Genomic DNA, 23,482 nt, shown 5'->3' with positions numbered 1-23,482 from the left:
TTATAAAGAGAAATAGGGTACCCTATAGGGTACTCTATAGTCAAAATATGGAGAAAAATAAAAGCTGGGTTTAATCACCAGGATTTAAATGCAAAGAACAAGACCTGACCCCTATTGCCGCTATTGCCCTATTGCCGCAAAACTGGGTTTATCCCAGTTTTTTCAGTAGCAAGCGTTTCATATTTAGTTTAGTTCAATTTCCTCGTCAACTTTTTTAGGAGAAAAATGACCAACCATTATTCATTAATCTCTACTTTAATTAAAAGAGGAATATAATATATAATTTTCTTCCCACCTCTAATATATTCAATGACTAATCTTGTCTCTCCGCTTTTTTTACTTAAAGGAATATTATTAACTAAAACAATTGACCTCATCCTTCTCATATTTTTTTGAAACTTCAAGGGTATTGTCTGTATTAACTCCTCTTTGTTGGTTTCGTGAATATATTTAACTATAAAAGAAAAGTCTTCCTCCTTTGAAAATTCTTGTCTCTCCCAATAGCCGGTTAAATTGATTCCAAAGGGAATAGTTTTAGCGTCCTTGGGAATAGTTTTCTTATCTAAAGTAATTAACAATTCTTCTGCCACACCAATTAAACTTACTTGGTTGGTTCTTTCGTCTACAATGGTTTTTTCTGAAACGATAGCCCATTTTAAGTCTATATTTTTATTGCTCATATTTTTAATATAAAGGAACTTGTACTTCCTCTTTGTTAGTTATTTTAGGTAAATTAAAATCAAATCGACTCCATGATTTAGTTTCAACATCTTCAGTTGAGTCAGCTGTTTTAACAACTACAGTAGAAACATGACCTGAATTAAAAACTTCTCTATTGTATTCGTTTTCAGTTTTTGACATAAATTCAAATTGTGGGGGAATCAGTCTTGTGCCGAACGCTTTTGATATTTTTTCAAGATAATCTAATGACATATTTCTATTGCCATTCTCTATACTGGCTATAACTGATTGAGATGTTTTTATTTTCTCCCCCAATTGCTTTTGTGTTATGCCTCTTAGAACTCTGGCTTCAAAAATCATTCTACCAACTCTATATTTTATATCTGATAAAATCTTTTTTTGCTTTCTATAATAGCCTTTATCGTTTAAAAGTTCATTTTTAAAGTCTTTTAAAAACATATGTTAATATATTAATTAATTAATTTATTCATAATGCTTATTTTTTTCTAATGCTTTTGAATACATTTTTTGTTCCTGCGGGTCGCTTTTCTTCAAAAAAATTTCTAAAATCAAATAAACTGAAGTTCTAATTACAAACAACACCCTGTACTGTTTGTTTTGAATGTGTCTATAATTAATTTGATACAATTTTGTTTCTTGTTTTTCACAATGCTTAATGTCCTTAATCTCTTTTTTACCGACCATTTTTTGTGGACCGTGAACATTCAAACCCTTTTCTATAACTTCCAATTTGTTTTGAAGTTTTTCTTTTACCTCATTGCTACATTTCAATAAAAATTTATATGGGGCACTATTCCCTGTACTAACATCCTTACCGAACTTAAATAGATTCATATTCTTTAACTAAGTATATCATATATGATATATTATAAAATTACATTAAAATTGTCAAGCTCTGATAACTCTATATTGCTCATTACGATCCAGTGACCGTATAGTGACTTAAATGTGTCTATAATAGGGGTTTGTGTCTATTGAAGTCTATTTGTTTAGGCCTAATTTATCCCTAACATTTCATTAAAAACTGATGTTTAAAGGGTTTCTTGAATATTGGGTTTCTAATTTCGAGTCCCGTCCGTTCCGCCAATAAAATAATCGGGTTTATCCCGATTTTTTTTTGAAAAACAGACATACGAAGAACTAAACCTAGTTCTCATTTTTTATTGTTTCTCTATATATATTTTTATTTTTTATATCTTTCAAAGCTTGATCTATATAGTCAATAATGTTATTTGGTAAATTATCTAAGTCAAACCATTTAAGCCCACCACATTTATCTGGCTCATTATTTATGATATCACCTTTCCAGTCACTTATACTAAAAAAGAAGTCGAGTCTTTCATTGCCCAATTCCTGTCTATTTAAAACGTGCTCTAATTTTAAATTATCCAGGTTAATGTCAATCCCCGCCTCTTCCTTAGCCTCCCTTACCATGGCTTGCATGATTGTTTCGTTTGGGTCAAGATGACCAGCGACAAGACCATAATTCCCATCTTCAAATCCAGTGTTTTTGCGAAGTAGTAGCAACAATTTATTTTCTTTTATCAAAACTAAATAAACTGACGCTATTACTTTAAATCTTCCTTTACTCATATATTATTGTTATATTCATACTATTTATTATATAGGTATTAATTCTTTTGTAAACTTTCGATTCCTACTTAATATTTAAATTAACTTAATCTTTCTTTAATCCCAATATATGATAATATTTAATATATAACTTTTAACTATTTATATGACAAAGAAAAAAAACGACTTATTTATTCTCTGGTTTTCAATATTTATTATCATTGTTATCGCTGGGATATATATGCTTTCGACAAAAGAAAACCCCGATCAAGACAATATCGATTCGTTCGCTTCTTGTATATCCGACACTGGTGCAAAGTTTTATGGGGCTTTTTGGTGCTCTCATTGCGAAGCACAAAAAGAACTATTTGGTAGATCAAAAAATCTTCCCTACATCGAATGCTCTACTGCAGATGGACAGGGTCAATTGGATGTTTGCAAACAAGCTGGCATAAAAGGATATCCAACCTGGGTCTTCGCTGATGGTCAAGAAAAATCTGGTAAACTAAGTTTTAAGCAACTCTCACAATTTACAAATTGTGAATTACTCGAGTAGCAAGAAGTTTATTATTCTCTCTTTATGAATATAAAAATAGAAAAATCTTGGGCTCGTGAATTATCGTCCGAATTTGATAAAAAATATTTTCAAGAACTGTTCTCTTTCGTTAGTAAGGAATATTTGAATAAAACAGTTTATCCAGCAGCGGAAAATCTTTTTCAAGCTTTTAATCTTTGTCCTTTTGATAGGGTGAAGGTTGTTATCCTTGGGCAAGATCCTTATCATGGTCCCAAACAAGCACATGGGCTTTGTTTTTCAGTTCAAGATGGTATTCATACTCCCCCATCGCTCAAAAATATTTATAAAGAAATTGAATCTGACATTGGGATAAAGATGTCTTCTTCCGGAAACCTTGAACCATGGGCAAAACAAGGTGTTTTTCTCTTAAACGCAACGCTAACTGTCCTAGCTAATCAAGCCGGTTCTCATCAAAAAAAAGGTTGGGAAGAATTCACTGATTCAGTAATCAAAACTATTTCTGATAAAAAAAACAATGTCGTCTTTCTCCTCTGGGGTGCATATGCCCAAAGTAAAACAGATTTGATTGACTCAAAAAAACATTTAATTCTAAAAGCACCACACCCCTCTCCCCTGTCTTCCTACCGTGGATTTTTTGGATCTAAACATTTTAGTCAAACAAATGCTTATCTACAAAAAACCAATCAAAATGTAATTGATTGGTTGCTATAATAATTGTATAAATACAAAATGCGCTTATGCTTATTTTAAGTTTTCAATATTTTATTTAAAAAATCTTCTTAATAAATAAATATGCTAAATCATCAAAATTCCTAGCCTTCATAATTCTATTCATTGAAGCTCGAGAGCTTCCTATATCTTTTTGATTGAGAATTTTAATAACGTCTTTTCTTTTATCAACTAAAAGATTTATAAAACCGTCGCTACATACAAAAAGCGGGGCCTTATTGTTTTTTATATATACTTCAGGAATATCGTCTTTGCTCAATCTATTATGACCTAATAATTTTTCATTTTTTTTAGTATTTATTCTGACAAGCTGATCATGGGATGTTGTATAAACAGCTGACTTACCCAAAATAATAAAGAATGATTTACCCTCATCTTCCTTAGAAACATACAAGACGACAACACCCGTTGTAGCGTTAGATAAATTTAATTCTAAAATTTTCTGATTTGCATCAATTATTAAATTTTTTAGTTTATATAAATCTTTGTCTTGATAATACGAATAATTGTTTTTGATAAATTTACTAGCAGCACTAATAGCCCTGTTTGTATTAACACCCTCTTCTGTGCCATCATACAAAAAATAAAGAGAATATTTCTTCCCTTCAATAACTTCAATTTTATCTTTTGTTTCTTTGGATTCTCTCTTTCTTAGAACCTCAGAATAATGGATTGTTTTAATCATTTACCTACATTAGCAGAAAAAATACATATTGTCACTATAGTAACCCTATGCTTCAATGCTGTTACCTTTATTTAAAAGTCTATCAGCGATTTTGATTTTTCCATTTTTCCTAGCAAGTGTTGATGCATTTATGAATGTGCTTCTTGCATTATCCAATGATCCAATTCGTAAATAACATCTTGCAATTGTTTCCTGAGATGTTACTTCATATGCTTCATCAGAATTTTCTAAATACTTGATTGTATCAACATATAGGGCATCAATAATATTGTTTAATATGATTATGTCATCCTTGTCCATCGAGTCTAGTGAGTTTTCTGTCCTGGATGTTATTATCTCCGCAACAGAAAACATTTCCATTCCTGCATGAAAGGATCCTTGCGTGTCATCAATCTCCTCCGACTTAACTCGTATTTTTTCAATGTCAGTCTTTATTTTTTCAATATCAACACAATTTTCTTCTTCATTCTTTTGAAAATTAGTTGGAAATTCTACACTCATGCTTATAGTGTTATTTATTTAAAGTAAAAAACCAAAGGTTTTATCTCTACTTTTTTTTAATTAAATGCATTAATAACAAAAAATGGTAGTAATAAAAAAACCGTCAGCAATATAACAAAAGCAACGGACATAAAAAAATTATTCAATTTCAAATTGTCTATTTTTAGCATATTTTTGTTTTTATTTAACCAATATATCAATTATAGCACATTTTAGTCATCTAATCAATTGGGGATAAATCAGCTCTTTGTCTTAATACCTCAAAAACAATAACTGCAGTGCTGACTGACAAATTAAGAGAGTCAATAAGCCCCTTCATTTCAATTTTTATTGACTGGTTGGCTAATTTTAGCCACTCATCGCTTAATCCAATATCTTCAGACCCCATTAGGATTGCTGAACCTTGGCTAAAATCAGCTTCTGTGTAGTTTTTGTTTGCTCTCGGGCTAGTGGCAAAAATGCTTATCTTATTATTAATACAAAATTCTTCAGTTTCTTTAATATTAGCCAAAAATAGGGGAGTTGAAAATATAGTTCCTTGGCTCGCTCTTATGGCATTGGGGTTATATATATCAATTTTAGAGTTATTAACTATTACGGCATCAATTTTAGCTGCATCAGCGGTCCTCATAATCGCTCCTAGATTGCCGGGCTTCTCAATTGACTCAAGTATTATAATTAAAGGTTTTTTACTAAGGTTAGCATCTTTTAAGTAGGTTCTCTTAAGTTTAAAAGTTGCAATATTACCATCTGGAGACTCACGATAAGAAATTTTTCTAAAAACATCTTCAGAAACCGAAATTGAACCAGCATTACGCAACTTTTCTTTGTTTTTATTGAATCTAGCACAAACATAATGTGTTTCTATTGTTTGTCCCGAATCAATAGCAATCTTAATCTCTCTTTCACCCTCAACAACAAAAAGTCCTTGTTTCTTTCTTTCAGAAGCTTTTTTTAGCTTAACAATGTTTTTTATTTGGGTATTTTGAACACTATTTATTTCCATTTTTTTGCTCTTTATTAAATAAATAATATGAATATACAAAGCTTACTACAGCGGTTAGTATAATAATAGTCACAAAAAGGGGAATCCTATATTTTGTATCCAAATAGCTCATGCTCATCATTAGAAATCCTGACAAGACAAACATTTTTCCACCAAGTCTGTGCGTTTTGTTCCAAACATCCTCTGAAGACAAGGTCCATGGAGTTCTAATTCCAAGAAACCAGTTGCGTTTTATTTTGCTCATATAATTCCCAAGAACTAAAAAAAGTAGACCGACAGAGATGCTTATAACACGAGTTATGTTTATATCATAGCCTAATGCAGAAAAACTAGTTACAAAATATATTAGACTCAAAAAACCAATTACTATTGTTTTAAATATATGATAGATGTTCGCAAATTGCTTATATCTATCTTTTTTAGGGTCTATACGAGGAAGAACTAAAAATAATAAATATAATCCAATTGAAATAATAGGTAGGAGAAAAGCGGCAAAAAGGGGAGTACTCCAATCATCTACATTCCCTTCAATATTCCAATGTGTGGGCACTTGATCAGGGAAGTTATTATAAAAATAAAAAGAGGCAATGATTGAAACAGTAATAAAAAGGATAGAAATAATTTCGCTTTTTATGGAAATTTTAATTGGTGATTTCATATTATTGTTTAAATAATTTAATTATCATTTTACTCACTTCTTCAAACACGCTCAAGTTAAGAGAATAGATCATCTCTTGTCCTCTTCTTCTTGAAGATACTAAATTTACTTGCTTTAAGGTACTGAGATGATGAGACAAAGAGGGGAGACTGATATCAAAACTCTGAGAGATCTCAGTTACTGACATATCCTTTTTTTTGAGAAGCTCCAAAACTTCTCTTCTTGTTTGATCTGATAGTGCCTTAAATGTTTGGTTAATACTCATTTATTTAGATATTTAGTTAAGTATCTAAATACTAACTGAAAAAAAATATTTCGTCAAGTCTTTTTAGCTTTTTCTTTTATACCAATACACTGAAAGATAAGTTGAAATTGGAACTGACAAAATCAAGCCAATGCTTCCTGCTAATGTTCTGACTATTTCTGTTGCTATTTGTTCGTTGTTGATAGCATCAAATGTGTTACCAAAAACGCTCTCGCCAGAAACGAGCAAAACTAGAAGAGGTAGGGAGGCTCCGGCATATGCCAAGAACAAAGTATTGGTCATTGAACTAATGTGGGAAATTCCGACTTTGAATGAACTGGAAAACAGATCTTTCCTTGATTGTTGAGTGTTTGTTTTATGAATTTGTTCAACTGTTGATACCTGAGCAACAACTACGTCGTCCAGGACCCCCAGGAGACCAATAATAATGCCTGCTAGGAGTAATCCTTGAAAATTAATAGCTACGTCTCCGATGCTTGCCAGCGAAGCAATCTCCTCACTGAAAACACCCGAGAGTTTCCCGGCCAAAACGAAGAACCAAGAAAGAAAAACTGAAATAAACAGACTTATTCCAATGCTAATAACCGCAAGATGTGACATTGGGTTAAATCCTTCTGTTAAGTAAATTATAATAAATAAAATCACTAGTGACCCCAAAAGAGTGGTGACCAGGGGATTGGCGCCAGCTAAAATGCTAGGGATAATATACTTTATTATAATTAAAAAAGTAAAAAACAAAGAAAGAATAGAACGAAAGCCTTTTGCTCTTCCCACAATCAATAGTATAAAAACAAACAAAGCAAATAGATATAATATAATATTGGTTCTGACATAATCGACAATATAATATTGTGGATCATTGTCTGCACCCATGCTTTCTAGGAGCAAGACCTTGTCACCAATTTTGTAAACATTGCTTTTTATTAATTCAAAATCATTAATACCAGTGAAAACATATTCTTCGTTTTCCCTTTGTCCCTCTAATCCTCTTAACTTTAAATTTTGTTGAAAAAGATCAGCACCGTTTTTTCTTACTGCGCTTCGTTCCTCTATAATTTCAAACACCTCAGCCTTAAATATTGTATCGGGCTCTGTGGTTTGGGCCGAAACAAACATTGGAAACAAGAATATAAGTAAGAATAGTATTTTTTTCATAGCTTTCTTTTCTTTATTTATATCAAAAAACCACTTCTTAAACAAGTGGTTTTCCGAAAAATATATTCAAATTTAATTCTTTTCTTCTTCGTCACTTTCGATGTTTTTTTCTTCTTCGTTAACCTCCCTGTTAACCCAAATAATCCATAGAACAACTGCTACTAGAAATCCTAAAAAAATAAATAAATTTACTTTTAAGTCACTTTGTTTTTCACCGCTTTCATCAAGTGATCCAATCTGTTCTTTATTCTCTTTATCTATTTTGTTTAAAATATCGTCAATTGCTTTTTCCTCGTCATTTTTTTCATCATTTCCGAGTACAGGAATTATTTGTGGAAGTTCCCCCATATTATCTACACCCTCAACTATTACCCCCTCACTCGCTCCTTCACTGGATATGCTTGGAACATTAGTTGCTGGAATTAAATTATTATTTATAGGGACGTAGCCTTCGTTATTGTTCTTGTCTTCTTTTACAGGCTCAGTGCTTGCAATTGATTTAACTTTTAGTGATTCGGTTGTTTTGCTTGTTCTTCCCACGGCATCTCTTGCAGTAAATGCTATTAAATGATCTCCTGGAGGGAGAACTGAATAATCAAAATTAAGATTAGCATTCGAATTTCTTTCTATAAACATGGTTGAATACTTTACCCCATCAACAATTACATCTACAAAATTTTCATTGTCAGACTGACAAACTATATTTTCTCTAGAGTTAATGTTTGTTTTAACCACCTGTGGAGTATCTAGATTGTGGGTAATCAAAAAATTAAATTCCTCTGTTGGAGCAGACATAATTCCATTAAGGTCTCTTGCAATTAAAAAAAGCGAGTGGCTTCCCTCACTTGGAAGATTATTTATAAAAAAATAAAAATTATTTTGCTTATTCCCTTTAACTATATTGGCATCACCCGAGTAATTTCCATCTATATAAACTAAAACATTTGAAAAATCTTCTGTAAAACCAGAAACAAATGGTTCAGAAAAATTTTTTAATCCTGGATTTATATCAGAGAGAACTGGTGGCCTTAGGTAGCTAGCCTGAAGAGAAAAAAGAGGAACTAAAAAAATAGCGAATAAAAAGGAGATTAAATTTAAATTTTTCATATTTTAATTTGCTTCCTCCCTTAAGCAATTATTTTAGCTGAATTTATGTGTTTATATTAGACAAAAAAAGCCCTAAAGTCAAGGGCTAACAAATATTTTTATAGTGTTTAATGGTGGCCGTTTTGTTATTGTTTTTTAGTTTTATAGCAATTAAATCAAAATAGATATTCTCTAGTTTGACTTTATTTTTTGCTGAAAAGCTAAATGCCGCTTTTTTTAAATTTTGTAGTTTTCTATTATCAATATAGTCCTCTGGGTCAACGAGAGACTTTTCTGAACTAGTTTTTACCTCAACAATGAAGAAATTACCTTTTAGTTTTGCAATTATATCAACTTCTTGATTAGAAAAATTAATGTTATTATCAATGATTTTATAGCCTTTTTTTTCTAAAAAATCCTTTGCAATTTTCTCTCCAAAAGCGCCTGTTTTTTGAGTATTTTTAGCTAACATTAGGTAATTATGGAAGATATTTGTTATATTGTAAATTTTTTTCTCTTTCTTCTTTTTGGCTAGGAATTTTAGAATAAAATCCATAAATATAAACCAGCCAAACAACAATACCGGTTCCCCAAACTAAAAACCAAAATCTTGAAGATAAAAATGGGGCTTTTTCATACATTAAAAAAAACATTACCAACAAAAGAAAAATGTTAGTAACAGATAAAGAAAGAATCTTTCTAAATAGCCTTCTGTGGAGTTTCTCTTTGGTATTCATAATTAGTATTTTCAGCACCACACTTAAAACAACGAAAAAAAACACTAAAACTAAAAATAGTTTTAGGCCCAAAGGTGACAAGGCGCCAGGATTTATTGAAAACCAAAATTTTAAACTTAGTAAACTGTTCATATTCTATATTTTTTTAAAAATTAAACCGTAGTGGAACTTCCCAGCTACAAAATCCTCCTCTAAATTTAATCCTAGTTTTTGAAGCGCTATAATTAAATTTTCTTTATTTATTTTTTTATCTTTTTCGGGCCCAATTACTGAGGCCCCTTCTACCCAGTCCACAATAACTATTTTAGCATTCTTTTTTAACATTCGAATTGCCTCTCTTAATATATCAACCTTTTTATTAGATTGATGTAAAACGTTTACTAAAAATACAAAATCTAAAATCATTGAATCTATTTTAGTTGCCTTGTAATTTTCAAGGTTAGACCAAATTGTTGTTATGTTTTTGTGGTTTTCAAGCTTAATGGTTTTGTTTATGTTATCAAGCACGGGCTTAAGAACATCAACAGCATATACTGAACCTGTTGTTCCAACAATAAACGATGGTTTAAAAATAAAATAACCGTGGGTTCCACACCCAAGATCAGCCACCTTCATTCCTTCTTTCAAATTTGCTTTTTTTATAATCTCTTCAAAATAAAGAAGTTTATTGCCTCCAAAAATATTATTCATATATTTATTTACTCTGATAATATTATAAATTAAATTCCATTTATAAACAAGTTTTTTAGTTTAACTTAAAGCTTTTTCTATGTATATTACAAGTTCCAAATTTCACAATCTCGGCTTTATGTAGTTTTGTCCCATAGCCCTTGTGCTGATAAAATGAATAGTTTGGAAATTTTTTTGAATATACTTCCATCATTTTGTCGCGAACAACTTTGGCAACAATCGAAGCGGCAGCAATTGAATAAAAGTTTTGATCTCCTTTTATTTGGGTTTGTTGTTTCTCTAAAAAACCTGGAATCTTGTAAGTGCCATCTACTAAAACTATTTCGCTCTTATGTTTGATCTTATCAAGCGCTCTTTTCATAGAAAGAAGACTTGCATTTAAAATGTTTAATTTATCTATTTGAATATTGCTAACCAATCCTATGGAAAAAGGATAGTTGTTAATTATTTCTAAATAGAGAATATCTCGCTTTTTTTTAGAAACTAACTTGGAATCATTTATTTCAGCAATTTCGCCAATTTGCTCCTTGCTAACAAAAACCGCTGCCGAAACTACTGGTCCCGCTAAACAACCTCTTCCAACCTCATCCACTCCTATAAAACTTCTATAGTTTAAATTGTTCTCCTTGTTTAAATTAATCATTTTTACACAACTTATTAACAGAATATGTTAATAAGTCTAATAAAGTCTACATAGCTGTGGACTTAAATAACTATTTATTGTAATTGTATATAATTATAACTACGAAACTTTTGTCTGCTCTTAGCTAAACAGGAAATGAGTTGTATTTCTTTTGTTTTAATTGGGCCATAAAGGACCTGCCGGTAGTCGGGTTCGAGCGGAGTGGTCCCCAACACTCCAATCGAAAATGTTTGTACAATTTCCATTTATTCTTGCCTAGAAGCGTTGTATGTATAATTCCAAACATTAGTCACACACAAGGGTTCTCACCCTTATGGTTTTTAATATTTTTTGGTGGACCATAAGGGATTCGAACCCTTGACCTCTTGCATGCCATGCAAGCACTCTAACCAACTGAGCTAATGGCCCAAATTGTTCCACGTGGAACATTGACATATAATGCTTTTCGTCTTATAATATGTGTCCTCGAGAAGAATCGAACTTCTATCTAGGCCTTAGGAGGGCCTTGTTTTATCCGTTAAACTACGGGGACTTATATTGTACTTTTACAGTTTACATTTTTTTAGTTTTTTTGCAAACACTTAGTTGAATAATTGCTGTCTAATTGCTATAATCATAATATTAAATTATAAATAAGTATATTATATGTTTAAAAAAGATGAAGAGGTGAGTATTAAAAATGCCGAAACCATAATTGGCCCATCTATCAAGGTGAAGGGTAATTTTTTTGGTGAGGGCGATATAATTGTAGAGGGATCGCTTGAGGGTGCAATAAAAACAAGCAACAATCTGTTTATTGGAGAAAAGGCAAAGATTAATGCAAACATAGAAGCAAAACAGGCTAAAATTAGCGGAGAAGTTCATGGGAACCTTATTATACATGGGTATTTAGAACTTTCATCAACAGCTAAAGTCTACGGAGACATTCAGGCTTCGACCTTATCAGTTGAAAACGGAGCTATCTTTAATGGTGCATGCAATATGACGAAAGACAAGAAGACGGAAGTAAAAGAGGCTAAACAAATATGAATATTTTTATATACGATAGTTTTTTGTCGGAAAAAAAATATAGTAATACTCTTTCTAAAATTGAAACCAGAATTACAGACCTTGGTTTAAATGGTAAAATCATCCGCTTAAGTCTTTTAAAAAATGTAGTTGGTTCAATTGATAATGAGATTAAAATGGGTGCTAAAACTTTAATTGCAGTTGGAAACAATCACACCCTAAACAAGATATTGAATTCTGTTTGCACTTCAGACCATCCAGATGCATTGAAGATTCCGATTTTTATTATACCTGTCGGGAAAGAAAATAATGAAATTTCGCTAAACCTGGGAGTTTCGAACTTTCTAAACGCCTGTGAAATACTATCATCAAGAAGAATCGAAGAGCTAAACATGGTTAAGGCAAATAATTTATACTTTCTGAGTCAGGCTAGTATAAATACAATGGGAACAAAGGTTGAAATTGATGAAAACTATACAATTGAAATTATAGATCAAGGCAGTGTTATTATTAATAACCTCAATTTAAGCAATAAAGAATTACCTGACAATACTGTTTGTCTTCCAAATGACAATAAAATAGAGTTGTTTATAAAATCAAAAAAAGAAAAGAAAGTTAAAAGTGTTTTTATCTTTGATCAAATCATTATTGAAAATAAAAATAAAAACCTTGTTTTAGATAAATCATTTGAAGTTCAAACTCCAGTATTGATTAAAATTAGTGAAAAAAAGGTTAAGTTAATTGTTGGAAAGGGTAGAATGTTTTAAAAATTTTAAATTTCTTTTACTACTTGGCCTTAAGAGTTTTAAAGAAATTTTTTTAAATAAAACTAAGTCACCACTTGTGTAAAGAATGGTATTCCGTTCTTTTTTTATTTTTAATTCCTTGTGTCTAAATAAATACTCTTGTGTTTTTTTAATAATAATTTCAGAAGAATCAATTATTTGTATACTGGGATTAAGATGTTGTTTAATTTCTTTTTTGATAAATGAAAAATGTGTACATGCCAATAAAAGATAGGATATATTTTTATTACTATAATGTGCAATTTCTTCTTTAATGTTAGCCAAAAAGCCTAAACTCTTAAACTTATTATTTTCTATTTTCTCGACAAACATTGGACAGGCTTTTGAAAATATTTGAACGTCGTTTCGTTTATCTAAAATTTCGTTTTGGTATTTTTGAGAACCAATTGTGTGACTCGTCCCAATTATTCCTAGTCTGGAATTGGGGGGAAGTTGATGAATAATATTTTCAATATTGGGAATAATAATTCCTAGTACCTTTTTATTTTTATATTTTTTATTAAAATACTCATCTTGGAGCTTCCTTAAAACCCTTGCAGAAGAAGTGTTGCAGGCTACAATTACCAAAACAGCCCCTTCTGTAAATAAAAATTCTACAGCATTCTTTGTAGAATTATATATTTCTTTAGTGTTTTTATCTCCATATGGAGCATTAATATTGTCCCCAAAATATATATAGCTATATTCGGGGGCTTTATTGTGAAAATCGCTTAATATTGAAATTCCACCAAAACCTGAATCAAATATACCAATCATTAAATGGGTGCTATTAAATTATTTTACTACTTCAATTTTAGTCTCTTCTCTCTTAAATATATATAGTTGTTGAAAAACTGTGAACAATGTGGTTAAAAACCAATAAAAAGTTAGGCCGCCGGGGAGCGTTATACCAATAAAAACAGTTAGCGCTGGCATCATATACATCATTTGTTTGTTCATCATTGCCATCATGTTTTCATCTTTTGCTCCCGTACTAACAATTGGAGCTTTTTTAGTCATCATCATTTTTGTTTGCCAAAATTGTGATGCGCCGGCTAAAACCGCCAAAGGAATGTTTCGAACAGATAGATCTATAAATCCAAAGGCAAGTTGGTTTATGTGGCCAGGATTAGCAATAAATGGATAAACCAAAGAAAGCGTTTCGTCAGAAAAGCCTTTCCTAAAAACCTGGAAAACAGCTATTAAGAAAGGTAGTTGTATTAATAGGGGTAGGCATGAAGAAAATGGATTAACTTTGTGCTCTTTATAGAGGGCCATCATTTTTTTGCCCATTTCCTCTTTGTTGTCTTTATATTCCTTTTTAAGTTCTTCTACTTTTGGTTGAATTTCTTGAAGCTCTTTTTGGCTTTTGATTGATTTTTTTGAAAGCGGTAACAATAAAAGTTTAATTATTATGGTCAACAAAATAATAGCCACACCAAGATCGTTACCGGGGACTATATTATATAAATATATTAAAAGATTAAGAACTGGTTGATAAAAAAATGTTTGAAACATAAATTATTTTAATGGGTCATAACCACCCTTGTTCCAGGGGTTACATCTCAATATACGCCAAGAGGCTTTAATTGTACCTTTAATTATTCCGTGTTTTTCTATTGCTTGTATAGAATAGTCTGAACACGTGGGCCTAAATCTACAATATCCATGGGGATATAAATATTTAAAAAAACCGTGGTCAGGTGATATTGTGTTTTGATAAAACTTAATAACTAATACAAAAAGTTTTCTAAACAAAAAATCTATATATATCAATTTTGCTAAGAGCTTTTTTGATTTCATTTGTGCTTTCTTTAGTTTTTTCTAAAAAGTTTGGATAAACTATAAAAACAATGTCTTTGTTGTTATTATTAAAAGTATATTCTTTAATTTGCTTTCTAACAATACGCTTTATTTTATTTCTAGTAATTGCGTTTTTACTTACTTTCTTATTTACTATTATAGAATATCTATTTATTTTAAACCTATTTTCAAAAAAAATTATTTTAAAAAAACCACTTTTAATGGTTTTTCCATTTTTAAAAATGTTGTCAAAATCTTTTTGTTTGCTTAATCTATTTTTACTAGCAAACATATTTTTGTTTTATTTAGTTAAAACTTTTCTTCCCCTATCTCTTCTGGCTTTAATTACATTTTGACCGTCTTTTGTTTGCATTCTTTTCATAAAGCCGTGCTTCTTTTTTCCTTTTTTCACGTTTGGCTGGAATGTTCTTTTTGGCATAATATTACTAATTTATTTATTTTTACTTAGTAAAAGTAACATTATTATTATATAAAGTCAATGGCGATTTTTGGGTGTTCAAAAGTTGTTTATAATTAAAATTTTTTTGTTAATTCATTTTAATATTATCTTAATAACTTTTGGTTTTCCAAATTACTAGTTAATATATTAACACTTTATTAAAATATATTAATAGTTTATCAACCGCGCTGTTAACAGTATTTTTCGAGTAGTTTTTTACTTTAAATTAATAATTCAGTGCTTATTAACACCACTTATTATTATAACTATATTTATATATTTATATTTAATTAAACAAAGAGAAACTAGTATTTATTAAGTTTTTATTAAAATGAGACTTATTAACTTTTTATCAACATCTTGTAAACAAAACAAGGGGTTTTATTAATTGAAATACTTGTTATAATTCGAAACATAAAATTAAATTAAAAAATACTATGAATCATGAACAAATCTGGGAAGCAGTTTTGGGTGAAATTGAGTTAACCCTTTCTAAAGCAAATTTTACCACATGGTTTAAAAATACGTTTATTTCCTCAATCGAAGATACAAGTGTTGTTGTTTGTGTTCCAAATACCTTTACGAAGGCTTGGTTAGAGAAAAAATATCACGATGAAATAGTAAAAGCACTAGAGAATGTTATTGATAAAAAAATTAAAAGCATTTTATATAAAGTTGAAACAAAAAAATCATTAACCCCTACTGAAAAATTTAAAAAAAATAACGATCAACTTTCTGAACCAAAAAAAGAAGGCCTGGGCACTGTTTCTAATGTTAATAAATATGGGCTAAACCATAAATATAATTTTGAAAATTTTGTAGCCGGAAAAGGAAACGAATTGGCTCATGCCGCATGTCAAGCAGTGGCCGCAAATCCCGGAGTGGCGTATAATCCATTGTTTATTTATGGTGGGGTTGGTTTAGGGAAAACCCACCTTCTCCAAGCAATTGGCCACGAACTCACCAAAAAAACAGATAAAGTGATGTATGTAACCTCTGAAAAATTTACTAATGAATATATTCAATCAGTAAGAGGGGGGAGAGCAAAAGAGTTTAAAGAAAAATATAGAAACATTGATTTATTATTAATTGATGACATTCAATTTATGGCCGGGAAAGATGGAACCCAGGAAGAATTTTTTCATACATTTAATGAACTCCACCAGACAAATAAACAAATAGTAATAACATCAGACAGACCACCAAAATCTATTCCGGCCCTAGAAAAAAGACTTCTCTCTAGGTTTGAGTGGGGGATGATAGCCGACATATCAAATCCAGACATTGAAACAAGAATTGCAATATTAGAAAACAAGTGTAGAGAAAAAAACTATAAACTAGACTATGATATTTATTATTATATAGCCGAAAACATTCAAAATAACATTCGAGAATTAGAGGGGGCCCTAAATAGAATTATTGCTTTTCATGAATTTAATAATTCAACACCAACATTAGAATCAACCAAGGGTATATTAAACAACATAATTTCCAACTTCCAATCAAAATCAATTACCACAAAAGATATTATTGCCTCAGTTATTAAATATTATGATATTGATGTTAAGGCAATCTTAGGGAAAAGTAGAAAAAAAGAACTTGTTTATCCACGACAGCTTATTATGTATTTAATGAGAGAAGAGATAAATACTTCATATCCAACCATAGGAAGTGAAATTGGAGGACGAGACCACACCACGGCAATGCACGCATATAACAAGATTGCCAAAGAGGTGGTTGATAATGAAAAACTCAAACAAGACATTAACTCAATTAAACAGTTAATTTATAATACCAATATTATTGACTAAGCATTATATGAAATTTACAATTTTACAAGAAAACTTAAAGGAGGCGCTTTATATTGTTGGTCATATTGCTGGAAAAAATATAAACCTACCAATCTTAAATAACATTTTAATAAAATCTGACCAAGGAAATATTAATTTTACTAGCACCGACCTGGAGATTGGAATTATAAATAAAAAAAGAGGAAAGGTGGATGTTGCTGGTGAGTTTACGGTTGATTCAAAAATTTTATTTGACTACATTTCTCTCCTTCCTAATAAAAAAGTAGAATTAGAGGTGGTTGGAAATGAAATAATAATAAATTGTGAAAACTATAATACAAAAATAAAAGGGACAAGCTCAGAAGAATTTCCGTTAATTCCTGAAATTGAAAACAGCGAAACCTATTTAGTAAAAGTGAAGAATTTAAAAAAATCACTTTCTCAAGTTGTTTTTGCCACATCAAATAGTGAAACAAGAATGGAATTAACAGGGGTGTTGTTTGAGATTTTTGGAAACGAGCTTTTATTAGTAGCAACCGACAGTTATCGCTTGGCAGAAAAAAAAGTAATTTTAGAGGAAAAAGGGAAAAAAGACATTAAGGTTATTGTTCCAGCAAAAACCATTCAAGAGTTAACTAGAATTCTTTCTAACTTTAAAGACGGTTCGGCTCTTGAGGAGGAAAATGTTGAAATAAAAATTAGTGAAAATCAAATCAAATTTCTAATTAGTGGAACGGAACTAATTTCTAGACTTATAGAAGGACAATATCCAGACTATAAACAAATTATACCAACCAAAAGCAATACCAAAGCAAATATCTCAAGACAGGAACTAACTAGGGTTGCTAAAATGTCTTCTCTTTTTTCAAAAACTGGTATAAATGACATAAACCTAGATTTTCCAAAAGATAAAAATAAAATAGTTGTTTCTTCGGTTATGGGTCAAGCTGGAGAAAATATTACTGAAACAGAAGCTTTAGTTACGGGGGAGGATAACGGGATAGTAGTTAATTATAGATATTTACTTGACTGTCTAAATAATATGTCTTCTGAAAATGTGACGCTAGAAATTAGTGACGCTAACACTCCTTGTATCATTAAAGCCGAGAAAGACGAGACTTATATTTATGTAATAATGCCAATAAAACAATAATTTATGATAAAACAATTAGTAAGAGGAGTCGTTTATTTTGACGATAAAAAAATAGAAGATGTAAAACATGTGTTTGAAAATTTCCGATTTGATGAAGCAAGTTTTAAATTTTTTGATAAAATAAAAATTAATAATAAAGAAATTAATTCTCCGGGAGTATTTTTGAACGGTCAAATTAATGAAAAATATACCAGTGAAAACGTAGTTAGGTTGTTTAGAAAATTAATGGGACTAAATATAGAAAAAGAAAGCAGTGATATAAGCATTGAGAGAGAGGATGTTCTAGACGAGTTAGACAAAGGGAGGGAGTTTGGTAATTATTATATTCTTGATTTTATAAAAACAGAGATAAATGAAAATAAAGAAAAGTTTATAAAAGAATTAGGTGAAGAAGTTTTTTTTAGAACACGAGACGTAGGATATAAAGAAGGAGAGATAGTAACCGCACTAGAGATTTTTTCCGCAAACAATATAGATGAAAAAATTAACAATATTATATTGGCAGAAAAAATTAATATCAAGAATAGAATAAATATACAATTTTAAGATAACAAAAAAACAGACCGGAGCGAGTCTGTTTTTTTGTTGGTAATTTTATTCTATTATAGTCTCCGCGCTACTGGCCATGTCCAGGGTGTTGTTTATTATGATGAGGGACTCGTTGGTTTTAACAACCTGAGAAGTCCACGAAGTGCTTTCAGCAAAAATTTTGTATGTTCCACTAACCGGGGCTTCAATCCACAGGGCTTCATTAATGGTTGACTTTACAGGGGCATTTGAAGAAATATATATTTTTTCAAGCTTATCGTTTATGAAATAATAATTAATTACCGCCACTTGACCTGAGTTGTCATTTTGGGTTTTTAGTTTAAGCGGAAAATCAAAATTTGAAACCGCCAAACCATTACTCGGTTCAAGTAGTTCTAATTTGATAGTATCAGAAATAATATTATTTTGGATGTTTAGATTGAATTTAATTTCATCCTCCTGACAATTAAAAACATCATCACAGGCAAGAGCCCTAAGGGTGTGCTCCCCGTTTTTTAAATAGGAAATATTTTCATTTAAAGAAAAGGGTGGTCGGGAGGTTTTGGAAATTAAATAATTATCTATATAATAATTAACATGATTAACTCCTCTAGGCGCGCTTGTCTCCACAGTAACTATTAGTTCTAGATTGTCTTTTTTGGTTTTGTTTTTTGGGGATGTGATTTTGAGCGCTGGCTTATTTTCTTCACTATGAATGTTGTCATACTCTGTTGGGATACTGGCGATAGTACTTGAAGATATTTTTTCAGCCCAGGCCCTAATTTTTTCTTCCCATTCCAGGTATTGAGAATCTTTTTCTGGTTTTTCTGGTATTTTTCCTAGGGGGTCTTTTTTGTCAATGTAGTGTAAAATTGAATGATGCTCTTCCAGGGTAATTTCTTCAATAAACTCTTCTGGTGTTTCGTCTGTTGCTAGGAGACCAGAGATAGTGTCGATTTTAATTGTTTTTTTACCTTCAATAATGCCGTCCAAGATAGCTTTACCGGTCAATTCTTTCTCAAATTTATTAAACTCTTCTTTTGGAGTATCTCCTAAAACTCTTTTCATATAAGAATTCCAAATTGGCGCAGCAACAACCCCTCCAGCTGCTCCTCTTTTCATCTCGTCGTTGTTGTTGTTTCCAACCCAAACACCAGTGACAAGAGATGGTGTGTAGCCGATAGTCCAGGCGTCTCTGTAGTCGTTTGTGGTGCCTGTTTTGGCAGCAACTGGTCTATCTCCAAGTGTGAGCCAATTATTTTCACCAAAAGCATAAGAACGGGCATTGTTATCTGAGAGAATGTCATTTATAGCACGGGCCACTTTAGGGTCGAGGACTTTTTTGCTATCTTCTTTCCATTCTTCAATAATAACGCCATCTTTATCTTCAATTTTTAAGATAGAGGTGATGGGACTAATGTTCCCCTCTCTTGCAAAAGCCGAATAGGCGTTAGTGTGTTCGATTAACCTAACCTCCGCTCCTCCAAGGACTAAAGATAATCCAAAACGATCTTTATCTCCTAGGCTGGTATAACCAACATTTTTTGCTAAATCAAGAACATTCTCAACACCAGCGATATAAAGCGCTTTTACGGCAGGAATATTAAGAGAACCAGCAAGGGCTTTTCTAATTGAAACTGGTCCATTTTCTTCTAAGGTATAATTGTGTGGTTCATAGGGATTTTCTTTGTCTTGTGAAAAATTGGTTACAACATCATAGAGAATAGAACTAGGAGTTAATCCTTTTAGAAAAGTTGAGGCATAAATTAATGGTTTCATTGACGACCCTGGCTGTCTAAGGCTGGTTGTAATATTTACCTGACCATCAATTTTGTCATTAAAATAATCTCTCGATCCAACCATAGCAAGAATTTGTCCTGTTTTTGGGTCAATTGATACAAGGGCGGAATTTGTGGCTTGATAGTTTTCGTTGTTTTTGTCACCAAGCTCAGTAATTATTTCTTCAGCAACTTCTTGTTTATATAAATCAAGAGTTGTAGTTATTTTAAGGCCATCTTGTTCAATCATTTTTTCGCCGTATTTTTCTGAGAGAAGTTCTTTTATGTACATTACAAAATGAGGCGCTTTTATGTTAGCGGTCTGTTTTTTAAAAACAAGCTCAAAGTTTTTTGCTATTTCGGCATCTTCTTTAGAAACATAGTTTTGTTCAACCATTAAATCAAGAATATAGTGTTGTCTAACGATTAAGTGATCTTTATTGTTTCCATAGGGAGAATAAGCAGTGGGCGCTTGGGGAAGCGCTGCTAATATTGCCGCTTCAGCTAAACTAATATCACGAGCACTTTTTGCAAAATATTTTTGACTAGCTGCTTCAATTCCGTAAGCAGTTGATCCATAAGGAATTTCATTTAAATAGAGTTGTAATATTTCATCTTTGGAAAATTTTTGTTCAAGCTTATAGGCAAGAATCCATTCTTTGACCTTTCTGGTTATAGTTCTTTCGTTCGTTAAAACAGCGTTTTTAATGAATTGTTGAGTGAGGGTTGAGCCGCCTTGAACAGGTTTTCCTCTTAATTTTTGCCAAACGACGCCTCTGAGAATACCCCAAACACTAACCCCATTGTGTTTGTAAAAATTCTTATCCTCAATAGAAATAGATGCCCATTTTATATATTCAGGTATTTCTTCTAGATTTACCAGCGTTCGTTGCTGATCTCCATGTATTTCATAAAGAACGGTTTCCCCAGTTCGATCATATATCTTAGTTGTTTGGGCCAATTCTCTTTCCATGAGCTTGTTTGGGTCAGGAAGACCTCGGGCAATAAAGGCGACAGAAACAGAACCAACTAAAAAAGACAAAACCAGTAAAAATAGAATAGAAAGTATAATTTTTCGTTTAAAATTAGCAAAAAAACTGGAATAATTATCTTTATTCTTCCTTCTTTTTGGAGAAGATTTTTTTAGTGAGGCTCTCTTTTTAGGAGATTTGGTGTTTTTTAATTTTCTCCAGCTTTGCTGTGATTTATATGTCTTGTTAAGTTGTGGAATTGGCATAAAATTGTTTAATTTATAAAAAAATTATACCAGCTATTAAGCTTAAATTCAATTAATTCACCACTAACACTTGATAAAAAGATGATTTTAGGCTAAGATATGTTTTTGCACATTAAAAAAGGAGGCAACATGTTAAATGAAGATAGACCAGAAACTTTTAATGAAATGTACGAGAATACTTGGATTAAATTTTTATCAATATTTAAAGAATTTTCATTCGATGATGATGACAGAGAGTTTTCAACCAAAATAGACATGCGTAGCACATTTATTCAATTTAGTGAAAAAATGTATTTAGAAATACAGAAAACATTCAATGACGAACAGAGAGATGTTAACAAGAAGAAAAATAAAAAAATTTTGTTTTTGGACAATAACCAAATTTTGCTAGACATGATACCGAGTTTCGCTTTTAGTGAGATGCAACTGTTGATGGTTTTAACTTTTGCTAGACTGAGCAAAGAAAAGGAAGAGCGAGTAATAAATACAAGAGCGCTAATAATTGTAGTAACGAAAAAATATCTAAATAATATTGGTGCCTCTGGTGATAATATGAGAATTACAGCCTTTTATGATAAAGGGACATATTATTTAAAGATTGTAAACAAATCAAGAATAAAGAAAAAGTTAAATAAAAAAAAGCTTAGAAAGGATTTAGAAAAACTAAATGTAAAAATAGAAATTAGTTTTCTATGAAACCAAAAGAGCGGACACTACCGCTCTTTTTTATTTTTTATAATTGTTCCTTTGAACTTATCTCCTTCAAAATATTTGATGAGATTTTTAATATTTTTTCCGTTTAAAATTGAGACCTCTAAATTTAATTGATTGCATTTTTGACTTGCGATTGGGTCAAAAGGGGCATTTAGTCCTGGACTCCATTTCTTTCCAACAATTTTTTGAAAGTTGGTCCAATCTATTTCTTCTATTTTTTGGGCATTTGGATTTTCTTTCGGATCTTGAGTATAAACATAATCAATATTTGAAAGGTTTATAATTTTTTCTATTTCGTATTCTTGGGCGATGAGTGTGGCAACATAATCCGTTGACCATCCTGGTTTCCAGCCACCAGCTATAACTACCTTTTTTTTAACCTGTAGTTTAAAGCTAGGATTTTTAATAATGCTTGCCTGAGCCACGTCTCGAAATATTGTTCTTAAAAGATGGGCATTTAATCTAGTGGCATGAATTCCGAGCCAATCACGATCATTGTCACTGGTTTTAACTATTCTATCTGCGGCTTGAATGTAGTTTCTAGCGGTGGCTCCTCCACCAGAAATAATAAAAAACTTTTCACCCTTTTTTATGCGAGCTAGAATAAGTGTTCGAAACGCTTTTAAAAATTTCCAATCAATTATTCCGATTTCCGGAACAATTAGTGAACCACCTAGAGATAAAATGTATGTATTTTTCATAATTGATATTTAATTTCTATTTAATAGAATAACACATAATAATATTAAATAAAAAACCCAGGAATAACAACTCCTGGGCTGGTGACACAATTTATCACACATTAAGACTAATTAGTCTAATTGCATTAATTGGAATTACATTTTCTTTGCCACCTACATCAAGAAGTAGGTAAGGAAACAGACAGTCTTTGTTTTTTTCAGGCACTTCAACACTAATAAAATTACCAATTTTATAACCGGGGCTTCCTGCGGATTCTCTGCCAGCATGAAAATGTACAACAATTTTATTTCCTTTTGTAAGAGCTTTTGGACAAGACATATTTTCCTCCCTTGGTTAGCAAAATGAACGAGTGACGAACTGATTATTATATTCTTTTTTTAAACAACATTGTAATATATCACACATGCAAATATTTGTCAACCCCTCTCAGTTACTTATTCATAGAGGATACAATACATAATGTGATTGGTGCCAAGATGGTTATTCGAAGATTCTTTAAGTATTTTAGAAAAAAATACAGGTGGCGTAAGAAATATTGGCAATATTTTGATGTTTTA

Annotated in this window: 31 protein-coding genes and 2 tRNA genes; 8 read left to right on the top strand and 25 right to left on the bottom strand. The window is 31.2% G+C overall.

Annotated elements, in window-relative coordinates; genetic code table 11:
* Positions 1-236: 236 nt before the first annotated feature.
* From PF572_02685 to PF572_02670, 4 genes are all read right to left on the bottom strand, one after another.
* Positions 237-680: a hypothetical protein gene (locus tag PF572_02685; GenBank protein ID MDA3839971.1), complete on the bottom strand. Its 444-nt coding sequence runs from the start codon at positions 678-680 to the stop codon at positions 237-239.
* A 4-nt stretch (positions 681-684) separates the two neighbouring features.
* Entirely contained in the window at positions 685-1,140 is a 456-nt protein-coding gene (locus tag PF572_02680) for a helix-turn-helix transcriptional regulator (GenBank protein ID MDA3839970.1), read from the bottom strand.
* A gap of 24 nt (positions 1,141-1,164) precedes the next feature.
* Entirely contained in the window at positions 1,165-1,536 is a 372-nt protein-coding gene (locus tag PF572_02675) for a hypothetical protein (GenBank protein MDA3839969.1), read from the bottom strand.
* A gap of 312 nt (positions 1,537-1,848) precedes the next feature.
* Complete coding sequence (locus PF572_02670) at positions 1,849-2,295, bottom strand: NUDIX domain-containing protein (protein ID MDA3839968.1); 447 nt, start codon at positions 2,293-2,295, stop codon at positions 1,849-1,851.
* A 145-nt stretch (positions 2,296-2,440) separates the two neighbouring features.
* Between PF572_02670 and PF572_02665 the strand changes: the two genes are divergently transcribed.
* Both PF572_02665 and ung read left to right on the top strand, forming a co-directional pair.
* Complete coding sequence (locus PF572_02665) at positions 2,441-2,830, top strand: hypothetical protein (GenBank protein MDA3839967.1); 390 nt, start codon at positions 2,441-2,443, stop codon at positions 2,828-2,830.
* Positions 2,831-2,854: 24 nt separating this feature from the next.
* On the top strand, positions 2,855-3,523 hold the full coding sequence (ung, locus tag PF572_02660) for a uracil-DNA glycosylase (GenBank protein MDA3839966.1): 669 nt from the start codon (positions 2,855-2,857) through the stop codon (positions 3,521-3,523).
* A 55-nt stretch (positions 3,524-3,578) separates the two neighbouring features.
* Here the strand turns inward: ung and PF572_02655 are convergent, their stop codons facing one another.
* The 13 genes from PF572_02655 to PF572_02595 form a co-directional block, all read right to left on the bottom strand.
* Complete coding sequence (locus tag PF572_02655) at positions 3,579-4,226, bottom strand: hypothetical protein (GenBank protein ID MDA3839965.1); 648 nt, start codon at positions 4,224-4,226, stop codon at positions 3,579-3,581.
* Positions 4,227-4,271: 45 nt separating this feature from the next.
* Complete coding sequence (locus tag PF572_02650) at positions 4,272-4,727, bottom strand: hypothetical protein (GenBank protein MDA3839964.1); 456 nt, start codon at positions 4,725-4,727, stop codon at positions 4,272-4,274.
* A 220-nt stretch (positions 4,728-4,947) separates the two neighbouring features.
* On the bottom strand, positions 4,948-5,733 hold the full coding sequence (locus PF572_02645; GenBank protein MDA3839963.1) for an RNA methyltransferase: 786 nt from the start codon (positions 5,731-5,733) through the stop codon (positions 4,948-4,950).
* Complete coding sequence (locus tag PF572_02640) at positions 5,720-6,391, bottom strand: SdpI family protein (protein ID MDA3839962.1); 672 nt, start codon at positions 6,389-6,391, stop codon at positions 5,720-5,722. The genes PF572_02645 and PF572_02640 overlap by 14 nt, the downstream gene beginning before the upstream one ends.
* Position 6,392: 1 nt before the next feature.
* The gene (locus PF572_02635; protein MDA3839961.1) at positions 6,393-6,656 is read right to left on the bottom strand and encodes an autorepressor SdpR family transcription factor; all 264 of its coding nucleotides are present in this window, start codon (positions 6,654-6,656) and stop codon (positions 6,393-6,395) included.
* A 63-nt stretch (positions 6,657-6,719) separates the two neighbouring features.
* Positions 6,720-7,811: a YibE/F family protein gene (locus PF572_02630; protein MDA3839960.1), complete on the bottom strand. Its 1,092-nt coding sequence runs from the start codon at positions 7,809-7,811 to the stop codon at positions 6,720-6,722.
* Between the two features lie 72 nt (positions 7,812-7,883).
* Positions 7,884-8,918 carry a hypothetical protein gene (locus tag PF572_02625; GenBank protein MDA3839959.1) on the bottom strand — a complete coding sequence of 345 codons (1,035 nt, stop codon included), beginning with the start codon at positions 8,916-8,918 and terminating at the stop codon, positions 7,884-7,886.
* Positions 8,919-9,003: 85 nt separating this feature from the next.
* On the bottom strand, positions 9,004-9,369 hold the full coding sequence (locus tag PF572_02620) for a YraN family protein (protein MDA3839958.1): 366 nt from the start codon (positions 9,367-9,369) through the stop codon (positions 9,004-9,006).
* Between the two features lie 7 nt (positions 9,370-9,376).
* Positions 9,377-9,766: a hypothetical protein gene (locus PF572_02615; GenBank protein MDA3839957.1), complete on the bottom strand. Its 390-nt coding sequence runs from the start codon at positions 9,764-9,766 to the stop codon at positions 9,377-9,379.
* Between the two features lie 3 nt (positions 9,767-9,769).
* Entirely contained in the window at positions 9,770-10,324 is a 555-nt protein-coding gene (locus PF572_02610; GenBank protein ID MDA3839956.1) for a class I SAM-dependent methyltransferase, read from the bottom strand.
* 55 nt (positions 10,325-10,379) lie between these two features.
* Positions 10,380-10,967, bottom strand: coding sequence for a ribonuclease HII (locus PF572_02605; GenBank protein ID MDA3839955.1), 588 nt, complete (start codon positions 10,965-10,967; stop codon positions 10,380-10,382).
* 331 nt (positions 10,968-11,298) lie between these two features.
* Positions 11,299-11,375, bottom strand: a tRNA-Ala gene (locus PF572_02600).
* A 52-nt stretch (positions 11,376-11,427) separates the two neighbouring features.
* Positions 11,428-11,499, bottom strand: a tRNA-Arg gene (locus PF572_02595).
* 113 nt (positions 11,500-11,612) lie between these two features.
* Between PF572_02595 and PF572_02590 the strand changes: the two genes are divergently transcribed.
* On the top strand, positions 11,613-11,996 hold the full coding sequence (locus tag PF572_02590; protein MDA3839954.1) for a polymer-forming cytoskeletal protein: 384 nt from the start codon (positions 11,613-11,615) through the stop codon (positions 11,994-11,996).
* Positions 11,993-12,742: a hypothetical protein gene (locus PF572_02585; GenBank protein ID MDA3839953.1), complete on the top strand. Its 750-nt coding sequence runs from the start codon at positions 11,993-11,995 to the stop codon at positions 12,740-12,742. The genes PF572_02590 and PF572_02585 overlap by 4 nt, the downstream gene beginning before the upstream one ends.
* Here the strand turns inward: PF572_02585 and murI are convergent.
* The 5 genes from murI to rpmH are packed head-to-tail and all read right to left on the bottom strand — an operon-like array spanning position 12,713 to position 15,002.
* On the bottom strand, positions 12,713-13,537 hold the full coding sequence (gene murI / locus PF572_02580) for a glutamate racemase (protein ID MDA3839952.1): 825 nt from the start codon (positions 13,535-13,537) through the stop codon (positions 12,713-12,715). The two genes, PF572_02585 and murI, sit on opposite strands and share 30 nt — an antisense overlap.
* A gap of 18 nt (positions 13,538-13,555) precedes the next feature.
* Entirely contained in the window at positions 13,556-14,278 is a 723-nt protein-coding gene (locus PF572_02575; protein MDA3839951.1) for a YidC/Oxa1 family membrane protein insertase, read from the bottom strand.
* Between the two features lie 3 nt (positions 14,279-14,281).
* Positions 14,282-14,563, bottom strand: a complete 282-nt coding sequence (gene yidD / locus PF572_02570) for a membrane protein insertion efficiency factor YidD (GenBank protein MDA3839950.1) — start codon at positions 14,561-14,563, stop codon at positions 14,282-14,284.
* Positions 14,511-14,855, bottom strand: coding sequence for a ribonuclease P protein component (gene rnpA / locus PF572_02565; GenBank protein ID MDA3839949.1), 345 nt, complete (start codon positions 14,853-14,855; stop codon positions 14,511-14,513). Before rnpA ends, yidD begins: the two co-directional genes overlap by 53 nt.
* Positions 14,856-14,864: 9 nt before the next feature.
* Positions 14,865-15,002 carry a 50S ribosomal protein L34 gene (gene rpmH, locus PF572_02560; protein ID MDA3839948.1) on the bottom strand — a complete coding sequence of 46 codons (138 nt, stop codon included), beginning with the start codon at positions 15,000-15,002 and terminating at the stop codon, positions 14,865-14,867.
* Between the two features lie 458 nt (positions 15,003-15,460).
* Here rpmH and dnaA point away from each other — a divergent pair, with 458 nt between their 5' ends.
* The 3 genes from dnaA to PF572_02545 are packed head-to-tail and all read left to right on the top strand — an operon-like array spanning position 15,461 to position 18,512.
* Positions 15,461-16,834, top strand: a complete 1,374-nt coding sequence (dnaA, locus tag PF572_02555; protein ID MDA3839947.1) for a chromosomal replication initiator protein DnaA — start codon at positions 15,461-15,463, stop codon at positions 16,832-16,834.
* Between the two features lie 7 nt (positions 16,835-16,841).
* Positions 16,842-17,966, top strand: a complete 1,125-nt coding sequence (dnaN, locus tag PF572_02550) for a DNA polymerase III subunit beta (protein ID MDA3839946.1) — start codon at positions 16,842-16,844, stop codon at positions 17,964-17,966.
* 3 nt (positions 17,967-17,969) lie between these two features.
* Complete coding sequence (locus PF572_02545) at positions 17,970-18,512, top strand: hypothetical protein (protein MDA3839945.1); 543 nt, start codon at positions 17,970-17,972, stop codon at positions 18,510-18,512.
* A gap of 48 nt (positions 18,513-18,560) precedes the next feature.
* On the opposite strand, the gene PF572_02540 is transcribed toward PF572_02545, so the two are convergent.
* Complete coding sequence (locus tag PF572_02540; GenBank protein ID MDA3839944.1) at positions 18,561-21,509, bottom strand: PBP1A family penicillin-binding protein; 2,949 nt, start codon at positions 21,507-21,509, stop codon at positions 18,561-18,563.
* Between the two features lie 99 nt (positions 21,510-21,608).
* On the opposite strand from PF572_02540, the gene PF572_02535 reads away from it, so the two are divergent.
* The gene (locus PF572_02535; GenBank protein ID MDA3839943.1) at positions 21,609-22,205 is read left to right on the top strand and encodes a hypothetical protein; all 597 of its coding nucleotides are present in this window, start codon (positions 21,609-21,611) and stop codon (positions 22,203-22,205) included.
* A gap of 17 nt (positions 22,206-22,222) precedes the next feature.
* Here the strand turns inward: PF572_02535 and pyrH are convergent, their stop codons facing one another.
* The gene (gene pyrH, locus PF572_02530; GenBank protein ID MDA3839942.1) at positions 22,223-22,924 is read right to left on the bottom strand and encodes a UMP kinase; all 702 of its coding nucleotides are present in this window, start codon (positions 22,922-22,924) and stop codon (positions 22,223-22,225) included.
* Positions 22,925-23,018: 94 nt separating this feature from the next.
* Entirely contained in the window at positions 23,019-23,243 is a 225-nt protein-coding gene (locus PF572_02525; protein ID MDA3839941.1) for a hypothetical protein, read from the bottom strand.
* Between the last annotated feature and the right edge of the window lie 239 nt (positions 23,244-23,482).

The organism is Patescibacteria group bacterium (assembly GCA_027858235.1).
GTDB lineage: Bacteria > Patescibacteriota > Patescibacteriia > Patescibacteriales > BM507 > BM507.
Note: the sequence above shows the minus strand (reverse complement) of the source record. Positions and strands in the feature narration are given on the sequence as shown.